Below are 19251 nucleotides of genomic sequence, written 5' to 3' on the forward strand. Positions count from 1 at the left end.
GATCTCAACAATCTCACCATCAGCTCAAGGCTTCTGCAACAACGCCTTCAAACTCGCGAGCCGGTCTTTCGGCGACATCGGCGCTTCTTCGGGCGTCGGCGGCGGGGCGTCGTCGAGCAGCATTTCGGGAATGAAGCGCGACGGCTCGCACACCACCGTCTCTCGCGCGCGCTTGCGCTTCTTGCACCAGTTCAGATGCAGACTGCGCTGCGCACGCGTGATCGCCACGTACATCAGCCGGCGCTCTTCTTCGATGCGCGCGTCGTCGATCGGCTCGTCGTCCGCACCGCCGCGATGCGGCATGATGCCTTCCTCGACGCCGACCAGAAACACGTGCGGATACTCCAGGCCCTTCGACGCATGCACCGTCGACAAACGCACCGCATCGGGATCTTCCTCACGGCCTTCGAGCATCGACATCAGCGCAACCGTCTGGATCAGCCCGAGCAGGCTCTTGCCGGTGTCGCCGAGACCGTCGGCGGTGTCGTAGCCGGTGGCTTCATCGGCCGCGGCTCCCGTAGGCTCGGCCTTGGTGCCCTTGCGCTTGAGCCATTCCATGAACTCCAGCACGTTTTGCCACTTGGACTGCGCCTGACGTTCGTCGAACGCATCGTACAGATAGGCCTCGTAGTGGATCGCGTCCATCAGTTCGTCGAGCAGCGTGCCGGCGGCGTCCTTCTCGGCGCGATCGGTGAGACGCTGCATGAAATCGCAGAACACGCGCATCGGTTCGATCTGCCGCGGCGACAGACGCGCCTCGATGCCGCCCATGTACACCGCCTCGAACAGCGACACTTTGGCTTGGCCCGCGAACGAGCCGAGCGCCTCGAGCGTCGTATTGCCGACGCCGCGTCGCGGCGTCGTGATCGCGCGGATGAACGCGGGGTCGTCGTTCGCGTTGGCGATCAGACGCAGATACGCGCAGATGTCCTTGATCTCGGCCTTGTCGAAGAACGATTGGCCACCGGACAACACGTACGGAATCCGCTCGCGCCGCAACACCTGCTCGAAAATGCGCGCCTGAAAATTGCCGCGATACAGGATCGCGTAGTCGCGGAAGTTCGCGCGCCGCTCGAACTTGTGCGCCGACAGGCGAAACACCACCGACTCGGCCTCGTGCTCTTCGTCGTTGCATGGCGTGACGGTGATCGTGTCGCCCATGCCGTGTTCGGACCACAGCTTCTTTTCGAACAGCTTCGGATTGTTCGCGATCACGTTGTTCGCGGCAGTCAGAATGCGCACAGTCGAGCGGTAGTTCTGCTCCAGCTTGATGAGATGCAGCTTCGGAAAATCCTTGCTCAGCTGGCCGAGATTTTCGAGCGTCGCGCCGCGCCAGCCGTAGATCGCCTGATCGTCGTCGCCCACTGCCGTGAACGCCGCGCGCTTGCCGGCCAGCAGCTTCACCAGTTCGTACTGGCAGGCGTTGGTGTCCTGATACTCGTCGATCAACAGATAGCGCAGCTTGTTCTGCCAGCGGTCGCGCACCTGCTCGTTCTTTTCGAAGAGTTCGGCGGGCAGACGGATGAGGTCGTCGAAATCGACTGCCTGATACGCATGCAGCGTCGCCACGTAATTGCGGTAGACGATCGCGGCCTGATGTTCATCCTCGTTCGCGGCGATCGCGATCGCCTGCTCCGGCATGATCATGCCGTTCTTCCACAACGAGATGATCGACTGGATCTTGCGGATGAAGCCCTTGTCCGTCGAGCCGACCTGCTCCTGGATCATGCCGAAGCAGTCGTCGGAATCCATGATCGAGAACTGCGGCTTCAGGCCGACGTGCTCCGCTTCCTGCCGCAGAATCTGCACGCCGAGCGAGTGGAAGGTGCAGACCGTCAACTGGTTGACGGGCACTTTGCGGCCTTCCTTGCCGGGCGTGGTGAGGGTCTTGCCTTCGAGCAGCTTGCCCACGCGCTCGCGCATTTCCAACGCCGCCTTGTTCGTGAACGTGACGGCGGCGATGTGGCGCGGCTCGAAGCCCTTGGCCTCGATCAGGTGCGCGATCTTCTGCGTGATCACGCGCGTCTTGCCGCTACCTGCGCCGGCGAGCACGAGACACGGGCCGTCGAGATAACGGACCGCTTCATTTTGAGCGGGGTTCAGGCCTGCGGACATCGTCAGTGGATGGGTGTTGCGGTTGAAAGCAGCGGTTGAGGGCGTGGCGGCATATTCGCCGGCCGGAGGCCCGGGGGCATGCTGCGCAGCCCCGGCAGCTGGAACGGGCGCCCCGCGCGGTGCGCCGGTATTCCGGCCCGCTGCGGTTCGCGCGAGAGGAGCGATGTTAACACGATTGTGCTGACGGACAGCGGCGACCAATGCCCACAACGACGCTGACGGTCCACCTCCAGGACATGCCACAATTGCGGTGTTGCGCGCCGTCGCCGCGGTGGCAAAGCGGCGCGCCGTTTTTGCAGGAAGACACGCATGTCCGCATCGCTGAAGATTGGATTGATGGGTTACGGTTTCGCCGGCGCGACCTTTCATGCGCCGGTGATCGAGCACTGCGGCCGCGCGAGCGTCGCGGCCATTGCCACGAGCCAGCCCGAGCGCGCGCTCGCCGACTATCCGCACACGAAGGTGGTCGCCGACCTCGACGCGCTGCTGGCGCTGGATGAACTCGACTGCATCGTGATCGCCACGCCGAACGACACGCACTTCGACCTGGCGCGCCGCACGCTGGAAGCGGGCAAGCACGTGGTGGTGGACAAACCGGTCACGCTGAACGCCGCCGACGCCCACACGCTGGCCAACATCGCGCTCGCCCGAGGCAAACTCTTCATGCCGTTTCACAACCGTCGCTGGGACGGCGATTTTTTGACCGTGCGCGATCTGCTGGCGAGCGGCGAGTTGGGACGGATCACGCAATACGAATCGCACTTCGACCGTTTCCGGCCGGAGGTGCGCCAGCGCTGGCGCGAGGAAGCGTCGCGAGGCGGCGGCTTGCTGCTGGACCTCGGACCGCATCTGATCGACCAGGCGCTGGCGCTGTTCGGCACGCCGCAAACCGTGTCGGCAACGGTGCGCGCACATCGTGACGACGCCGGCGCGCCCGACTACGTGCACATCCAGCTCGGCTACGGCGAATTCGAAGTGGTGCTGCACGCGAGCGCCCTGACGGCGCTGGTCGCGCCGCGCTTCACCCTCCACGGCACACGTGGCAGCTATATGAAATACGGGCTCGACACGCAAGAAGATCAGTTGAAGGCGGGCGTGCGTCCGGGCGACGATGGCTTCGGCGCCGGCAACGCCCCGGGTGTGGTGCGCGTCGTGGAAGGCGATCAGGAAGTCGAGCGGGAGTGGCCGACGCGCAATGGCGATTACGCCGGGTTTTATGTCGCGGTGGCCGACGCGATCCAGAACGGCGTGAAATTCCCGGTGAGCGCACAGGACGCCGTCGACGTTATGACGGTTATCGAGCTGGCCGGCCGAAGCTCGGAAGAAGGCGCCCGGCTGCCGTTCGAGCGGATTCGCTGACAGCTTGGTCCGCGCGGCGAGACGGCTTGTGTACCTAAAACAGCACTCGCCGTGCACGCGGCGCGGGCCCAAAACCCTGACAAGCCCGAAAGGAACATAACGTTACAAATCAGGCCGCGCGGCAGGTCAGCGCGGCCCGGTAGTCATCCGTTGCTACCAGGGTAGCACCACAAAACGACAATGACTTCCGGAGTGTCCATGCCCCGTATTATCCGCGCGCTCGCCGCTTGCGCCTTGCTCAGTTCCCTCGCCGCCTGTGTGGTGGCGCCTCAACCCCAGCCGGCGCCTCGCCCCAACCCGCAACAGATCGCGGATCAGCGCCTGCATCAGGTCGAAGGCCGCATCGACAACCTCAGCCGCCGGATCGACAACCGCGTGAATCAGGGCTATTACCCGCCGCCCCAAGGCGCAGCGCTGCACCATCGCCTCGACGTGATCCGTCAGGAAGCGCACGACATGGCCGCGCAACACGGCGGCGGCCTGTCGGGCGACGAACAGCGCGTCTTGAATCAGGAACTGGACAACGCGGCACACGCTATCGGCGAGTAATCGCGCCAGAATCAATTTCGGCTTCAACGCCGAAGCAGCACGAGCGCGGGCATCACATCCCGCGCTTTTTTTGACAAGTGCGCAGACGCTCCGTCAACCGCCGCGCGGTTCTCGGGCCTTTATTTGACAAGCCCCCGGCCCTCGCGTACATTCGCCGCACGCGTCGGGAGAGCGTGCTGGCCGCAGAAAAGCGCAGGCCGCGCCGCCGAAGGGGCACACCCGCAAACTCTCAGGCAAAAGGACCGACCGCGTCGAAGAACCCGCTCTCAGGCAACATCGAGCACCGGTTTTTCGCACTCTGGAGAGCGGCAGTAGCCGTGCGCATCGTGCGTCGTAAGTGCGAGCGGATCTGGCAAGCTGCCCACCGAAGGGGCGCGCGTTTCACCGTGACACGTCAACGTGACCACGGCAACGCAATCTCTCAGGTATCGAGGACAGAGGGGCCATGCAACGCATCGCTCGCAGCTAAAAGGCCGCGAGGCGTAGCGTCGCATGGCCTTTTTTGTTTCGCGAGACGCCCGAGGCCCCATGACCGAACTCAAACACACCCCGCTCAACGCCACCCACCGTGCGCTCAATGCCCGCATGGTCGATTTCGGCGGCTGGGACATGCCTGTCAACTACGGCTCGCAGATCGACGAACACCGCGCCGTGCGCACCGACGCCGGCATGTTCGACGTCTCGCACATGTGTGTCGTCGATTTCACCGGCGAGCGCGTGCGCGCTTTCTTCGAGTATGCGCTGGCGAACAACGTCGCCAAGCTGCAAACGCCGGGCCGCGCGCTGTACTCCTGCCTGCTGAACCCGAACGGCGGCGTGATCGACGATCTGATCGTCTATTACTTCGGCGAAGATCATTTCCGCGTGGTCGTCAATGCCGGCACCGCCGATAAAGACATCGCCTGGTTCGGCCAACTCAACGCTGAAGGCGGCTTCGGCCTGACCATCACGCCGCGCCGCGATTACGCGATCGTCGCCGTGCAAGGCCCGAATGCGCGCGAAAAAGTATGGCAAACCGTGCCGGCCGCACGCGCCGCCACCGAAGCGCTCAAGCCCTTCAACGCCGCCCGCGTCGAAGACACGCCGTTCGGCGAGTTGACCGTGGCCCGCACCGGCTACACCGGCGAAGACGGCTTCGAAATCATTGTCCCCGCAGATCACGTCGAAGCGCTGTGGAATGCGCTGCAAGCCCAAGGCGTGCGCCCGGCCGGACTTGGCGCGCGCGACACGCTGCGGCTCGAAGCCGGCATGAACCTGTACGGCCAGGACATGGACGACAACGTCTCGCCGCTCGACGCCGGCCTCGCCTGGACCGTCGACCTCACCTCGCCGCGCGACTTCGTCGGCAAGGGCAAGCTGGAAGCGGACGGATCGCAGGCTGCGTTCGTCGGCTTGATTCTGCTGAAGGAAAACGGCAAGGCGGCGGGCGTGCTGCGTGCTCATCAAAAAGTCGTCACGCCGCAGGGCGAAGGCGAAATCACCAGCGGTACGTTTTCCCCGACCATGCAGGAATCCATCGCCTTTGCGCGCGTGCCGAAAGGCGTGCAGCCGGGCGACACCGTTCACGTTCAGATTCGTGACAAGAACGTACCTGCAAGCGTGGTAAAACTGCCGTTCGTGCGCAATGGCAAAGTGCTCGCGGTTTAAGCAAACCTGCGCGTGCGTCTACTTCCCAAGTCACAACCGAATCACACCGCATAGGAGCATCCGATGAGCATCCCGGCCGATCTGAAATACACCGAATCGCACGAGTGGGTCCGCACCGAGGCGGACGGCACGCTGACGGTCGGCATCACCGACCACGCGCAGGAAGCGCTCGGCGACATCGTCTTCTTCGAAGTCCAGGAACTGGGCAAGACGGTCACCGCCGGCGACACCGTCGCTGTCATCGAATCGGTGAAAGCCGCTTCCGATATCTACGCGCCGGTTTCGGGCGAGATCGTCGAAGCGAACACCGCCGTGGCCAACACGCCTGATTCGGTCAACTCCACGCCGTACGAAAGCTGGCTCTTCAAGATCAAGCCGGCTTCGGACGCGACGCAAGACCGTCTGATCGACGCCGATGCGTACAGCAAGTCAATCGGCGCCTGATTCACCTTTACGTTTAACCCGACAGGTGCGGCGCGTCCTTTTTCGAATGCCTAAGGACGCCGCACCGCCAGGAACACCCATGAAGCTCGAACACCCGGATCGTCTGATGAACCGCACTCCTCTCTCGCTCGCCGCGCTCGAAGTGCATGACGCCTTCGCCGAACGGCATATCGGCCCGGACGCGGCCGACCAGCACGCGATGCTCGAAGCCCTCGGCTTCGCGTCGCGCGCCGCGCTGATCGACGCCGTCATTCCGAAGACGATCCGCCGCACCGAAACGCTGCCGCTCGGCCCCTTCGCGCAGCCGAAGAGCGAAGCCGAAGCGCTCGCCGCGCTGCGCGAACTCGCGGACAAGAACCAGGTGTTCCGCTCGTACATCGGGCAGGGCTATTACAACGCGCACACGCCGACGGTGATCCTGCGTAACGTGCTGGAAAATCCGGCGTGGTACACCGCGTACACGCCGTATCAGCCGGAAATTTCGCAAGGCCGTCTGGAGGCGCTGCTGAACTTCCAGCAGATGATCGTCGACCTGACGGGTCTGGCAATCTCGAATGCATCGCTGCTCGACGAAGCCACGGCTGCGGCTGAAGCGATGACGCTGCTGCAACGCATCGGCAAGCCGAAGTCGAACGTGTTCTTCGTGGCCGACGACGTGCTGCCGCAAACCATCGAAGTGATAAAGACGCGCGCCACGCCGGTCGGCATCGAAGTGAAAGTGGGCCCGGCCGCGGAAGCCGCGGATGCGAATGCGTTCGGCGTGCTGCTGCAATATCCGGGCGTGAACGGCGACGTGCGCGACTACCGCGCCCTCACCGAAGCGATCCACGCAGCGGGCGGCCACGTGGTGGTCGCCGCCGACCTGCTCGCGCTGACCGTCCTCACGCCGCCGGGCGAATGGGGCGCGGACGTTGCAGTCGGCAATACGCAGCGTTTCGGCGTACCGGTCGGCTTCGGTGGCCCGCATGCGGCGTATCTCGCCGTGCGTGACGAATTCAAGCGCCAGATGCCGGGCCGCCTCGTCGGCGTGACCATCGACGCGCAAGGCAACCCCGCGCTGCGTCTCGCGCTGCAAACGCGCGAACAACATATCCGCCGCGAGAAGGCGACTTCGAACGTCTGCACCGCGCAAGCGCTGCTCGCGATCATGGCCAGCATGTACGCCGTTTATCACGGCCCACACGGTTTGAAGACGATCGCATTGCGCGTGAACCGCATCGCCGCGTTGCTGGCGGAAGGCGCGAAGCAACTCGGCTACACGCTCGCCAACGAAACGTTCTTCGACACGCTCACCTTCGAATCCGGCGCACGCACGCAAGCGCTGCACGAAGCCGCGCAAGCGAAACGCATCAACCTGCGCCGCGTGAGCGATACCCACGTCGGCCTGTCGATCGACGAAACCACTACGCGCCGCGATCTGGCGGATCTGCTCGAAGTATTCGCGCAAGCCGCCGGCGCGAAAGACGTGCCGCAAGTCGACACGCTCGACGCGGCAATGGCTGCGTCGAATACCGCATCGGTGCCGGCCGCGCTTGAGCGCACGAGCGCGTACCTCACGCACCACGTGTTCAACCGTCATCATTCGGAAACGGAAATGCTGCGCTATTTGCGCAGCTTGTCGGACAAGGACCTCGCGCTCGACCGCTCGATGATCCCGCTCGGCTCATGCACGATGAAGCTGAACGCCACCTCGGAAATGCTGCCGGTTACATGGCCCGAATTCGGCCAGATCCATCCGTTCGCACCGGCTGAGCAAACCGTCGGCTACCGCGAAATGATCGATCAGCTCGAAGAGATGCTGGTCGCGGCCACCGGCTACGCTGCTGTGTCGCTGCAACCGAACGCCGGCTCGCAAGGCGAATACGCGGGCCTGCTGATCATCCACGCGTATCACGCGTCGCGCGGCGAAGCGCATCGTAACGTCTGCCTGATTCCCGCATCGGCGCACGGCACGAATCCAGCGTCGGCGCAGATGGCCGGCATGCAGGTGGTCGTGGTGGCCTGCGACGCGCAAGGCAACGTCGATATCGAAGACCTGAAGAAGAAGGCCGATCAGCACGCCGACAAACTCGCCGCGATCATGATCACGTATCCGTCCACGCACGGCGTGTTCGAGCAGAACGTGCGCGAAATCTGCGAGATCGTGCACGCGCACGGCGGCCAGGTCTATGTGGATGGCGCGAACATGAACGCGATGGTCGGACTGACCGCGCCGGGCCAGTTCGGCGGCGACGTGTCGCACCTGAATCTGCACAAGACCTTCTGCATTCCGCACGGCGGCGGCGGACCGGGCGTCGGTCCGGTTGCGGTCGGCGCGCATCTCGCGCAGTTCCTGCCGAACCAGATTTCGTCGGGTTACGAACGCGCGCCGAACGGCATCGGCGCGGTATCCGGCGCTCCGTACGGCTCGGCATCGATCCTGCCGATTTCGTGGATGTACATCGCAATGATGGGCGCGAAGAACCTCACCGCCGCGACCGAAACCGCGATCCTCAACGCGAACTACGTGGCGAAGAAACTCGCGCCGCACTATCCGGTGCTGTATTCGGGCCCGGGCGGGCTGGTCGCGCACGAGTGCATTCTCGATCTGCGTCCGATCAAGGAAACCAGCGGCATCACCGTCGACGACGTCGCCAAGCGTCTCGCCGACTACGGCTTCCACGCGCCGACCATGAGCTTCCCGGTGCCGGGCACGCTGATGGTCGAGCCGACCGAATCGGAATCGAAGGAGGAACTCGACCGTTTCATCGAAGCGATGATTGCGATCCGCGAGGAAATCCGTGCCGTCGAAGAAGGCCGCTCGGATCGCGAGGACAACCCGCTGAAGCATGCGCCGCACACGGCGGCGGTGGTGATCGCGAATGACTGGAAGCACGCGTATGCGCGCGAAACCGCGGCGTATCCGCTGCCCACGCTGATCGCGAAGAAGTACTGGCCGCCGGTCGGCCGCGCGGACAACGTGTATGGCGACCGCAATCTGTTCTGCTCCTGCGTGCCGATCGCCGACTACGAGTAAGCGGGATTGCCAATGCGCATCGCCCGTCGTCTCGAAAAAGAGGCGGCGAGGCGATGCGTGGTTCCGCTCTGAGGTTCTCTGTCGTTCGTGGCCGCAAACGGCTAACATCACACACCGAATCAGCCTAACGAGGAGTTTCGCATGGCGCGAAAGGTGCGATTGATGCAAAGCTGGACCGAAGCAACGCGAGCGCCGAATTGGCGGCAAACCTGCACGCTGCTGTTGGCTGGCGCAGCCGTGCTGCTGCCGCTGCGGCAAGCGCAGGCCGCGATGAATTTTTGCGCGGCGCCCGCGCTGCAAACCAGCGAACGCACGAACGCCGATCCCGGCGTGAAAGCGCTGGTGAGCAACGTGCAGGCCCATCTGAACGACCAGCCGCATGCGCTGGCGAAACTGCATACCGAAGGCACGCTGCCGCACGAAGGCATTTACGACCAGAGCGTCGAGGCGGAGAAAGATCTCGATCTGTTGCGCGACGCCGCGCTCGCCTGGCGCGCCACCAGCGACGACCGCTATCTCAAACTCGTCGACCGCTTGCTGTACGCCTGGGTCACGACCTATCAACCGAGCTTCAATCCCATCGACGAAACCCGTTTCGAAGGACTGATTCTCGCGTACGACATGACGGCGAGCGCGTTGCCGGTGAAAACGCGCAATGCGTCGATGGCGTTCCTGACGAAACTCGCGAACGGCTACATCGGGCAAATCGACGCGCAGCCGCGCCCGCTCAAAGGAACGTTCAGGAACAACTGGCAGAGCCATCGGATCAAACTGATTGCCATGGCCGCGTTCACGCTCGACAACCGCAAGATGATCAATGCGGCCCAGCGTCTGTTCGTCGAGCATATCGGCGACAACATCGAGCCGGATGGTTCGACAGTCGATTTCAACGAACGCGACGCGCTGCATTACGTCACCTACGACTTGCAGCCGCTCGTGACAGCCGCGCTCGCCGCGCGTCGCCATAACCGCAACTGGTTGCCGGAGAAGGGCGCGGACGGCGCGTCGTTGCAAGCCGCGCTCAACTGGCTGGCGCCGTATGCGGCCGGCAGCAAGACGCATGAAGAATTCGTGCATTCGAGCGTTCCGTTCGATGCAAAACGTCGCGAGGCCGGCTTGCCCGGCTATTCGGGTCAGTGGGATCCGAAGAACGCGACGGAACTGTTTCACCTGGCGGCGCGCCTCGACGGGCGCTATACGCCGATCGCGCTACAGCTCGCACCGACGCCGCCCGCGTGGCTCGCCGTGTGTTTGCCGCTGCCGGCGCGGTAAATCAACTTTATCCATAGCAGGGAGCAGTAAATGGCAGTCAGCGTCTTCGACCTCTTCAAAATCGGCATTGGTCCGTCCAGTTCGCATACGGTCGGGCCGATGCGCGCGGCGCTGATGTTCGCTCAAGGGCTCGAACGCGATGGGCTGCTCGCTGCGACCGCATCGGTGAAAGTGGAGTTGTACGGCTCGCTCGGCGCGACGGGCAAAGGGCACGGTACCGATCGCGGCGTCATGCTCGGCCTGATGGGCGATGCGCCCGATACCGTGGACCCCGACACGATAGCGCAGCGGCTCGAGGGAGTGCGCGTGTCCCGCAAGCTGGCGCTGCTCGGCACGCACGAGGTGCCGTTCGTGCAGAAGGATCACATTTCGTTTTATCGCCAGGCGCTGCCCGAGCATCCGAATGGTCTGAAGTTGCGTGCGCTCGACGCGCAAGGCGAGACATTGCGCGAGTCGACCTATCTCTCGGTGGGCGGCGGTTTCGTGGTGACGGCCGGCGCGCCGAATACGAAAGTCCTGGCTGCGGTCGATCAACTGCCGTACTCGTTTCGCAGCGGCAATGAGTTGCTCGCGCTGTGCGAATCGACCGGTAAGAGCATCGCCCAGTTGATGTGGGAAAACGAGCGCGTCTGGCATACGGAAGAAGAGACGCGCGCGGGCCTGCTGAAGATCTGGGACGTGATGCAATCGTGTGTATCGCGGGGTTGCGGCATCAACAATCCGGATGCCGACGGTAACTTGCCCGGTCCATTCCAGGTGAAGCGGCGCGCGCCGCAGCTGTATCGCGCGCTGTCGGGCAATCCGGAGCTGGCGTTACGCGATCCACTGTCGATGATCGACTGGATCAATCTCTACGCGATCGCCGTCAACGAAGAAAATGCCGCCGGCGGGCGTGTGGTGACGGCGCCGACCAACGGCGCAGCCGGCATTATTCCCGCCGTGCTGCATTACTACACGCGCTTCATGCCGGGCTCGAATCAGCAAGGCGTGATCGACTTCCTGATGACCGCTGCGGCGATCGGCATTCTGTACAAGTTGAACGCGTCGATTTCGGGCGCCGAAGTGGGCTGTCAGGGCGAAGTGGGCGTCGCCTGCTCGATGGCGGCGGGCGCGCTCGCGGCAGTCATGGGCGGCACCCCGAAGCAGGTCGAAAACGCCGCGGAAATCGGCATGGAGCACAACCTCGGGCTGACGTGCGATCCGGTCGGCGGCATGGTGCAGATTCCGTGTATCGAGCGCAACGCGATGGCATCGGTGAAAGCGGTCAATGCCGCGCGCATGGCCTTGCGCGGCGACGGCAGTCACTACGTGTCGCTCGATTCGGTGATCAAGACCATGCGCGAGACCGGCGCGGATATGAAGACCAAATACAAGGAAACGTCGCGGGGCGGGTTGGCGGTGAATATCGTCGAGTGTTGAGGGCGGCACTTCCTTGCCTCGATGCGGATGACGACGCGGGCTATGGCCCGCGTTTTTATTGCGCGTCGCTTCTTCGCGTTCGTGCATCACGTGCGGACGCCTGTGCTACGGACTGTCGCCAAAGCGGGAGCAGGCGCGTGCGCTTCTTACCTGCGCGCGCCCGCGAGCGATCCAGTAGCACGGCACCGTGACAGCGGCGGCGCGCTCGGCGTAAGCTGTCGGGGCGCCGATCGGCTGATGTTCAGGTTGATTCGGCAATCTCATACCGCACTTACGCACTGCCTGGAGACTTCATCGCAATGTCGCAGCCGAATACTCCCGTTTCCGGTCCCGCCGCCGCTCAAACCACCGGCGCGCGTCTCGTCGTCGATGCTTTACTCACGCACGGTGTCGAACGTGTTTTCTGTGTGCCCGGCGAGAGTTTTCTCGCTGTGCTGGATTCGCTGCACGACGAAACCGAACGCATCCAGACCATTGTTTGCCGTCACGAAGCGGCCGCGGCGAATATGGCGGAGGCCGTCGGCAAATTGACGGGGCGCCCTGGCGTCGCGCTCGTCACGCGCGGGCCGGGCGCCACGCATGCATCGATCGGTGTGCACACCGCGTTTCAGGATTCCACGCCGATGATTCTGCTGATCGGCCAATGCGCGCGTGAGCATCTCGACCGCGAGGCGTTTCAGGAAATCGACTATCGGCGCATGTTCGGTCAGATGGCGAAGTGGGTCGCGCAAATCGACGATCCGAAGCGTATTCCCGAGTATCTGAGCCATGCGTTTCACACAGCGACTTCGGGGCGACCCGGGCCGGTGGTCTTGTCGTTGCCCGAAGACGTGTTGAGCGACGCGTGCGATGCCGTGGCCGGCGCGCCGGCTTATCAGCGCGTGGCGGCGTCACCGTCGGCGGCGCAGATCGAGAAGTTGCGTGGATTGCTCGACGGCGCGCAACGGCCGATGGTGATCGCAGGCGGCAGCGGTTGGACGCCGGCTGCGTGCGCGGACTTTCGACGCTTCGTCGAGAATTGGCAATTGCCGGTCGGCCTCGCGTTCCGCTTTCAGGACACGCTCGACAACGAGCATCCGAATTATGCCGGCGATGTCGGCCTCGGCATCAATCCCGCGCTCGCGCAACGTATCCGCGACGCCGACGTGCTGCTCGCGATCGGACCGCGTTTGGGCGAAGCGACGACGAACGGCTATACCTTGCTCGACATTCCGAAAACAAAGCAGACGCTCGTGCACGTGCATCAGGGCGCGGAGGAATTGGGCCGCGTCTATGCGGCCGATCTGCCGATCGTCTCTGGCATGCCGGAGTTGGCGGCAATGCTTGCGGAGTTGGAGCCATCTTCCGAGCAACTCGCGTGGTCGGGTGCAGCGAGCGAGGCCCATCAGGCGTATCTCGACTGGCGCAAACCGCGTCAGATTCCCGGTGACGTGCAGATGGGCGAGGTGATCCAGCAGTTGCGCGCGCATCTACCGGACGATGCGATTCTCACCAACGGCGCGGGTAATTACGCGACGTGGCTGCATCGGCACTTCTCGTATCGGCATTACCGTTCGCAGCTTGCGCCGACGAGTGGCGCGATGGGCTACGGCGTGCCGGCGGCGATCGCGGCGAAGTCGATGTATCCGCAACGCGCGGTTGTGGCGCTGGCCGGCGACGGCTGCTTCATGATGGCCGCGCAAGAACTTGCGACGGCGATGCAGTACGACCTGCACGTGCTTTTCATCGTGGTGAATAACGGTCACTTCGGCACGATTCGTATGCATCAGGAGCGGCACTATCCTGGGCGGGTGCATGGCACCGGGCTCACGAATCCGGATTTCGCGGCGTTCGCGCGATCGTTCGGCGCGCATGGCGAGACGGTGGAGCGGACTGAGGATTTTCTGCCTGCGCTCAAGCGTTCAATGGAGGCGAAGTGTGCGGCGGTGATCGAGATTCGCATGCCGCAGGAGGCGAGCACGCCGGGTGCGACGTTGGAGCAGGTTAGGGAGCAGGGGAGGAAGATGCGCGGGGAGTAATTTGCGTTGTCGTGCCATCGGTACAGGGTGTCAGGAAGCACAAAACAAAAAGCCCTGCGGTTCGAAAACCGCAGGGCTTTTTTTGCCTGGCTGCCACGTCAAGCAATCACATAGCAGCCGAGTGCGCTAGCAGGAGAAGCTACTTATTTCCCACCCACGCTCTGCAACGTCGTCCACTTACCATCGACGACCTTGTACAGCGTAATACCACCGTTCTTCAGGTCGCCCTTGCTGTCGTACGCGAGGTTCGCGGACGTCACCGCCGGCATCGACGTCTTCGCGAGCATCGGCAGGTACTTGGCCGGATCGGTCGAGTTCGCCTTTTTCATGGCGTCGAACATGGCCATTGCGCCGTCGTAAGCGTACGGCGAGTACGTTTGCACGTCTTCGTTGAAACGCTTCTTGTACTTCGCGACGTAGTCCTTGCCGCCCGGCATTTCTTCCAGCGGCAGGCCGGCGAGCGATGCCACCGTGCCGTTCGCCGCGTCACCCGCGATCTGGATGAACGTCGGCGTGTGGACCATTTCGCCGCCCATCAGCGGCGCCTTGATGCCCAGTGCCTTCATCTGCTTGACCATCGGTGCCGCTTGCGAATCCGCGCCGCCGTAATAGATCAGATCCGGTTGAACAGCCTTCAGCTTGGTCAGGATCGACTTGAAGTCGACTGCTTTGTCGTTCGTGTATTCACGATCGACGATCTGGCCACCCGCTGCCTTCGCCGCCTTTTCGAACTGATCAGCCAGACCCTGGCCATAAGCCGTGCGGTCGTCGACGATCACGATCTTCTTCATGCCCAAGGTCTTCACCGCGAACGTGCCGGCGACCGAACCTTGCTGCGTATCGGACGTCATCATGCGGAACGTGGTCTTGAAGCCTTGTTGCGTGTATTCCGGCGCCGTCGCCATGGCGATTTCGGGGATGCCCGCGTTCGCGTATATGCGCGAAGCCGGAATCGTGGTGCCCGAGTTGAAGTGGCCGAGCATACCCTTGATGCCGTCATCCACCAGCTTTTGTGCAACCGTCGTACCGGTGCGCGGGTCGGCCTGGTCGTCGGCCGAGTCCAGCACGAAGCGGACTTGCTTGCCACCGATCACCGGCTTGGTCGCGTTCATGTCTTCCACTGCCAGCGTAATGCCGTTCTGGAAGTCCTTGCCGTAGTGCGCCTGCGCGCCTGTCATCGGGCCGGCAAAGCCGACCTTCACATCTTCCGTCGATTGAGCATTGGCCGTCCCCGCCAGCGACATCGCTGCAACCAGTGCAGCGCCTGCCAGCTGTTTCATCTTGTGTTGCATAGCTTCTCCTTGGTACCAGGTGTGGATGGAGCGGTTTCGGGGTCGCCGTACCGCTTCCTTCTTTTTGAAAAGATCAATGAGGTTCGCTCAACCGATCGTCATCAAATTCGCATTACCGCCGGCTGCTGCCGTATTCACGCTGACCGAGCGTTCCGTCAACAAACGCTCGAGCGCGTAATCCTCGTCGCCGCTTTCCAGCGCGCCTGCCGCAACGCCCTGCACCGACACGATCGGGCCCGGACGCTTCGCGACTTCCTTCACCAGCGCCAGCAACTCGTCGCTATCGCCTTCGAACAGCACGGCGTCGAACGGTGTATCGGCGCTCTTCTTCACGCTCGCATGTGACTTCAGCGACGCGGGCAACTGCGCCACCAGTTGTTCACCCGCCGCGCCCTCGAACAACGCGCGATTTCCCGTAGCCAGCGCCGCGGCAAACTGCGCGCGCGCGCCGCTCGCCGTCGACGCAATGCACAGCACCGTGCCACGCGCGCCCAGCGTGTACGTGTTGCGCTCGCCCGTCGGCCCCGACAGTACCGCGGTGGCGCCCGCCGGCACATGCGACAGATAGCCGTCGCAGCGCGCAGCCAGCACCGGCTGTTGTTCGGCAATCAACCAATCGCGATAGGCCGTCAATGCAGCGGACGGATTGTCGCTGTTTTCGGCTGCCTTCGGTACATCCGCGACCAATGCCTGCGCGAGCGACTTCGGCAGACCGGCCGGACGCGTCGCCAGCAAACGCTGCAAATACAGCGCGCCGCCCGCTTTCGGACCCGTGCCCGACAAACCCTCACCGCCGAACGGCTGCACGCCCACCACCGCGCCGATCACATTGCGGTTCACATAAATGTTGCCGACATGCGCGCGGCTGATCACGTGAGCGATGGTTTCATCGATCCGCGTATGGATGCCGAGCGTCAGGCCGTAGCCCGTCGTGCGAATCTGTTCGAGCAGCTTGTCGAGCTGGCTGCGGCGGTAACGCACCACATGCAGCACCGGGCCGAACACTTCGCGCTTCAGTTCGTCGATGCTGTCGAGTTCGATGAGCGTCGGCGGAACGAAGGTGCCTTGTGCGCAACCGTCGGGCATCGGCAATTGCTCGACCTTGCGGCCTTTTTCGCGCATCGTCGCGACGTGCGCGTCGATACCGCGTTTCGCGTCGAGGTCGATCACCGGGCCGACGTCGATCGACAGGCGGTCCGGATTGCCCACTGCCAGTTCGCGCATCGCGCCCGTTAGCATCTCCAGCGTGCGGTCGGCGACATCGTCTTGCAGACAAAGAACGCGCAGCGCGGAACAGCGTTGACCGGCGGAGTCGAAAGACGATTGCAGCACGTCCGCGACCACCTGCTCAGCGAGCGCCGACGAGTCGACGATCATCGCGTTCTGGCCGCCGGTTTCCGCGATCAGCGGAATCGGCTTGCCGTCCGGATCGAGGCGGCTCGAGAGCGTCTTGTTGATCAGGCGCGCGACTTCAGTCGAGCCGGTGAACATCACCGCGCGAGTGCGCGGATCGGCCACCAACGCAGCGCCGACCGTTTCGCCATTGCCCGGCAGCAGTTGCACTGCGCCCGCCGGGACGCCGGCTTCGCGCAGAATGCGCACGGCTTGCGCGGCGATCAGCGGCGTCTGTTCGGCCGGCTTCGCGAGCACGGTGTTGCCGGCCGCCAGCGCCGCGGCCACTTGGCCCATGAAAATCGCCAGCGGGAAATTCCACGGGCTGATACAGACCACCGGACCGAGCGGGCGATGCGTGTCGTTGGAGAACTCGTCGCGAATCTGCGTGGAGTAATAGCGCAGGAAGTCGATCGCTTCGCGGATTTCCGCGACGGCGTTGGCCAGCGACTTGCCGGCTTCACGCACCACCAGACCCATCAGCGTATGCATCTGCGCTTCGAGCAGATCGGCGGCACGCGCGAGGCAATCGGCGCGCGCTTCGACCGGCGTGGCTTGCCAGATCGGCGCCGCGGCGACGGCATGCGCCAACGCGGCGCTCACATGTTCCGGCGTCGCCTCAACGACCGTGCCGACGAGGTCACGATGATCGGCCGGATTGCGCACATCGCGCGCCACGCCCACGGCGATCTCGTTGTCCTCGAGCATCGGCGCGGCGCGCCACGGATGATGCGCGCTCGCCAGCAACGCCGACGACAGCGACGCCAGCCGATGCTCGTTCGACAGATCGAGGCCCATCGAATTGAGACGCTCGGCGCCGTACAGATTGCGCGGCAGCGGAATCTTCGCGTGCGGCGCGCCGAGCGGCACGATCTTCGAGGCTTCGTCGACGGGGTCGGCGATCAGGTCCTTGATCGCGACGCTTTCATCGGCAATGCGATTCACGAACGACGTGTTCGCGCCGTTTTCCAGCAAACGGCGCACGAGATACGCGAGCAGCGTTTCATGCGTGCCGACCGGCGCGTACACGCGGCACGGACGGTTCAGCTTGTCGCGGCCGGTGACTTCCTCGTACAGCGGTTCGCCCATGCCGTGCAGGCACTGGAACTCGTACTGGCCGGGGTAGTAGTTGTTGCCCGCGAGGTGATAGATCGCCGAGAGCGTGTGCGCGTTGTGCGTGGCGAACTGCGGATAGACCGCGTCGGGCGCGCTCAGCAGTTTCTTCGCACAAGCGATGTATGAGACGTCCGTATAGATCTTGCGCGTGTAGACCGGATAGCCTTCGAGGCCGTCCACTTGTGCGCGCTTGATTTCGGTGTCCCAGTACGCGCCCTTCACGAGGCGCACCATGATGCGGTGACGGCTGCGGCGCGCCAGATCGATGATGTAGTCGATCACGAACGGGCAACGCTTCTGATATGCCTGCACCACGAAGCCGATGCCGTTCCAGCCTGCCAGGTCTGGATCGAAGCACAGCGCTTCGAGCAGATCGAGCGAGATTTCGAGGCGGTCGGCTTCTTCGGCGTCGATGTTCAGGCCGATGTCGTAGCGGCGCGCGAGAATCGCCAGCGAGCGCACGCGCGGCAGGAGTTCGCTCATCGTGCGTTCCTGCTGCGAACGCGAGTAGCGTGCGTGCAGCGCGGAGAGCTTGATCGAGATGCCAGGGCCTTCGTAAATGCCACGGCCGCCGGCAGCCTTGCCGATCGCGTGGATCGCCTGTTCGTACGACGCGTGGTAGCGCTGCGCGTCGGCTTCGGTGGTGGCCGCTTCGCCGAGCATGTCGTACGAGTAGCGGAAGCCGCGTGCTTCGTACTTGCGGCTGTTGGCCAGCGCCTCGGAGATGTTCTCGCCCGTGACGAACTGCTCGCCCATCAGGCGCATCGCCATATCGACGCCCTTGCGGATCAGCGGCTCGCCGCCCTTGCCGATCAAACGCGTCAGCGCCGACGAGAGGCTCGTTTCGCTATTGGTCGTCACCAGCTTGCCGGTGATCATCAGGCCCCAGGTCGCGGCGTTGACGAACATCGAGGGCGCCTGGCCCATGTGCGATTTCCAGTCGCCCTTGCTGATCTTGTCGCGGATCAGCGCGTCGCGCGTGGCGCGATCGGGAATGCGCAGCAGCGCTTCGGCGAGGCACATCAGCGCCACGCCTTCCTGGCTCGACAGCGAGAACTCGTGGATCAGACCTTCGACGCCACCGCCCTTGCTCTTGGTGCGCAGCGTTTCGACGAGCTTGCCGGCCATTGTCTGCACATCGCCCGCGAGGTTGGCCGGCAAGCGAGCCTGACCGACCAGGAACGGCAAGCATTCCGGCTCGGGACGACGGTAAGCGGCCGTGATCGCCGCGCGCAGCACCGACTGCGGTTGCACGTTTTGCGCGAACTCGAGGAACGGGTGCGACGCGCCGTCTTCTTCCTGCTCGACCGTGGCGCCGTCGGCGAGATCCGCCGAGCCCGTCACGCCCGACAGTTCGGGCGGCAACTGGCCGTGCTCGATCTTTTCGAGGTACGCGAAGATGGCCTGCTTGATGAGCCAGTGCGGAGTGCGTTCAAGACGGGTAGCGGCATCTTTCAGCCGTGAACGCAGGAGGTCGTCGACCTTGACGCCAAGGGTGGTGCTAGCCATGTTTCCTTCTTCGGATACCAAACGAATGCGCTGGGAAAGACTAAAAGTTGGGCGAATCGTACGCCTCCCAATAAAAAGGTGCAACCATGCTCGGCGCATGGTT

The 19251-nt window shown here is 63.7% G+C and carries 11 protein-coding genes and 2 riboswitches; of the genes, 8 read left to right on the forward strand and 3 right to left on the reverse strand.

What is annotated here, in order from left to right; all coding sequences use genetic code 11:
- Positions 1-24: 24 nt before the first annotated feature.
- Complete coding sequence (locus B0G81_RS25230) at positions 25-2115, reverse strand: UvrD-helicase domain-containing protein (RefSeq protein WP_116143602.1); 2091 nt, start codon at positions 2113-2115, stop codon at positions 25-27.
- A gap of 309 nt (positions 2116-2424) precedes the next feature.
- Between B0G81_RS25230 and B0G81_RS25235 the strand changes: the two genes are divergently transcribed.
- The 8 genes from B0G81_RS25235 (at position 2425) to B0G81_RS25270 (ending at position 13839) form a co-directional block, all read left to right on the forward strand.
- A complete protein-coding gene (locus B0G81_RS25235; protein WP_134138685.1) occupies positions 2425-3474 on the forward strand; it encodes an oxidoreductase in 1050 nt (349 codons plus the stop codon).
- A 198-nt stretch (positions 3475-3672) separates the two neighbouring features.
- Entirely contained in the window at positions 3673-4023 is a 351-nt protein-coding gene (locus B0G81_RS25240) for a hypothetical protein (RefSeq protein WP_134138690.1), read from the forward strand.
- A gap of 154 nt (positions 4024-4177) precedes the next feature.
- Positions 4178-4279, forward strand: a riboswitch (glycine riboswitch).
- A 32-nt stretch (positions 4280-4311) separates the two neighbouring features.
- A riboswitch (glycine riboswitch) is annotated at positions 4312-4471 on the forward strand.
- An 80-nt stretch (positions 4472-4551) separates the two neighbouring features.
- Positions 4552-5670 carry a glycine cleavage system aminomethyltransferase GcvT gene (gcvT, locus tag B0G81_RS25245; RefSeq protein WP_134138695.1) on the forward strand — a complete coding sequence of 373 codons (1119 nt, stop codon included), beginning with the start codon at positions 4552-4554 and terminating at the stop codon, positions 5668-5670.
- 63 nt (positions 5671-5733) lie between these two features.
- Positions 5734-6114, forward strand: a complete 381-nt coding sequence (gene gcvH, locus B0G81_RS25250) for a glycine cleavage system protein GcvH (protein ID WP_134138701.1) — start codon at positions 5734-5736, stop codon at positions 6112-6114.
- A gap of 79 nt (positions 6115-6193) precedes the next feature.
- Entirely contained in the window at positions 6194-9130 is a 2937-nt protein-coding gene (gene gcvP / locus B0G81_RS25255) for an aminomethyl-transferring glycine dehydrogenase (protein WP_134138705.1), read from the forward strand.
- Positions 9131-9271: 141 nt separating this feature from the next.
- Entirely contained in the window at positions 9272-10402 is a 1131-nt protein-coding gene (locus B0G81_RS25260; RefSeq protein WP_134138712.1) for an alginate lyase family protein, read from the forward strand.
- A 30-nt stretch (positions 10403-10432) separates the two neighbouring features.
- Positions 10433-11821, forward strand: coding sequence for an L-serine ammonia-lyase (locus B0G81_RS25265; protein WP_106284741.1), 1389 nt, complete (start codon positions 10433-10435; stop codon positions 11819-11821).
- Positions 11822-12120: 299 nt separating this feature from the next.
- Entirely contained in the window at positions 12121-13839 is a 1719-nt protein-coding gene (locus B0G81_RS25270; protein ID WP_121306977.1) for a thiamine pyrophosphate-binding protein, read from the forward strand.
- A 143-nt stretch (positions 13840-13982) separates the two neighbouring features.
- Here B0G81_RS25270 and B0G81_RS25275 read toward each other — a convergent pair whose 3' ends face one another.
- Both B0G81_RS25275 and putA read right to left on the reverse strand, forming a co-directional pair.
- On the reverse strand, positions 13983-15131 hold the full coding sequence (locus tag B0G81_RS25275; protein ID WP_007180017.1) for a branched-chain amino acid ABC transporter substrate-binding protein: 1149 nt from the start codon (positions 15129-15131) through the stop codon (positions 13983-13985).
- 87 nt (positions 15132-15218) lie between these two features.
- Positions 15219-19148: a trifunctional transcriptional regulator/proline dehydrogenase/L-glutamate gamma-semialdehyde dehydrogenase gene (gene putA, locus B0G81_RS25280; protein ID WP_134138718.1), complete on the reverse strand. Its 3930-nt coding sequence runs from the start codon at positions 19146-19148 to the stop codon at positions 15219-15221.
- Positions 19149-19251: the final 103 nt, after the last annotated feature.

This window comes from Paraburkholderia sp. BL6665CI2N2, from assembly GCF_004366535.1.
Taxonomy (GTDB): domain Bacteria; phylum Pseudomonadota; class Gammaproteobacteria; order Burkholderiales; family Burkholderiaceae; genus Paraburkholderia.

Excerpts from the sequence above, each read along its gene's own strand:
- B0G81_RS25230 (WP_116143602.1), bottom strand. The coding sequence starts at position 2,115 with ATGTCCGCAGGCCTGAACCCCGCTCAAAATGAAGCGGTCCGTTATCTC.
- B0G81_RS25235 (WP_134138685.1), top strand. The coding sequence starts at position 2,425 with ATGTCCGCATCGCTGAAGATTGGATTGATGGGTTACGGTTTCGCCGGC.
- B0G81_RS25240 (WP_134138690.1), top strand. The coding sequence starts at position 3,673 with ATGCCCCGTATTATCCGCGCGCTCGCCGCTTGCGCCTTGCTCAGTTCC.
- gcvT (WP_134138695.1), top strand. The coding sequence starts at position 4,552 with ATGACCGAACTCAAACACACCCCGCTCAACGCCACCCACCGTGCGCTC.
- gcvH (WP_134138701.1), top strand. The coding sequence starts at position 5,734 with ATGAGCATCCCGGCCGATCTGAAATACACCGAATCGCACGAGTGGGTC.
- gcvP (WP_134138705.1), top strand. The coding sequence starts at position 6,194 with ATGAAGCTCGAACACCCGGATCGTCTGATGAACCGCACTCCTCTCTCG.
- B0G81_RS25260 (WP_134138712.1), top strand. The coding sequence starts at position 9,272 with ATGGCGCGAAAGGTGCGATTGATGCAAAGCTGGACCGAAGCAACGCGA.
- B0G81_RS25265 (WP_106284741.1), top strand. The coding sequence starts at position 10,433 with ATGGCAGTCAGCGTCTTCGACCTCTTCAAAATCGGCATTGGTCCGTCC.
- B0G81_RS25270 (WP_121306977.1), top strand. The coding sequence starts at position 12,121 with ATGTCGCAGCCGAATACTCCCGTTTCCGGTCCCGCCGCCGCTCAAACC.
- B0G81_RS25275 (WP_007180017.1), bottom strand. The coding sequence starts at position 15,131 with ATGCAACACAAGATGAAACAGCTGGCAGGCGCTGCACTGGTTGCAGCG.
- putA (WP_134138718.1), bottom strand. The coding sequence starts at position 19,148 with ATGGCTAGCACCACCCTTGGCGTCAAGGTCGACGACCTCCTGCGTTCA.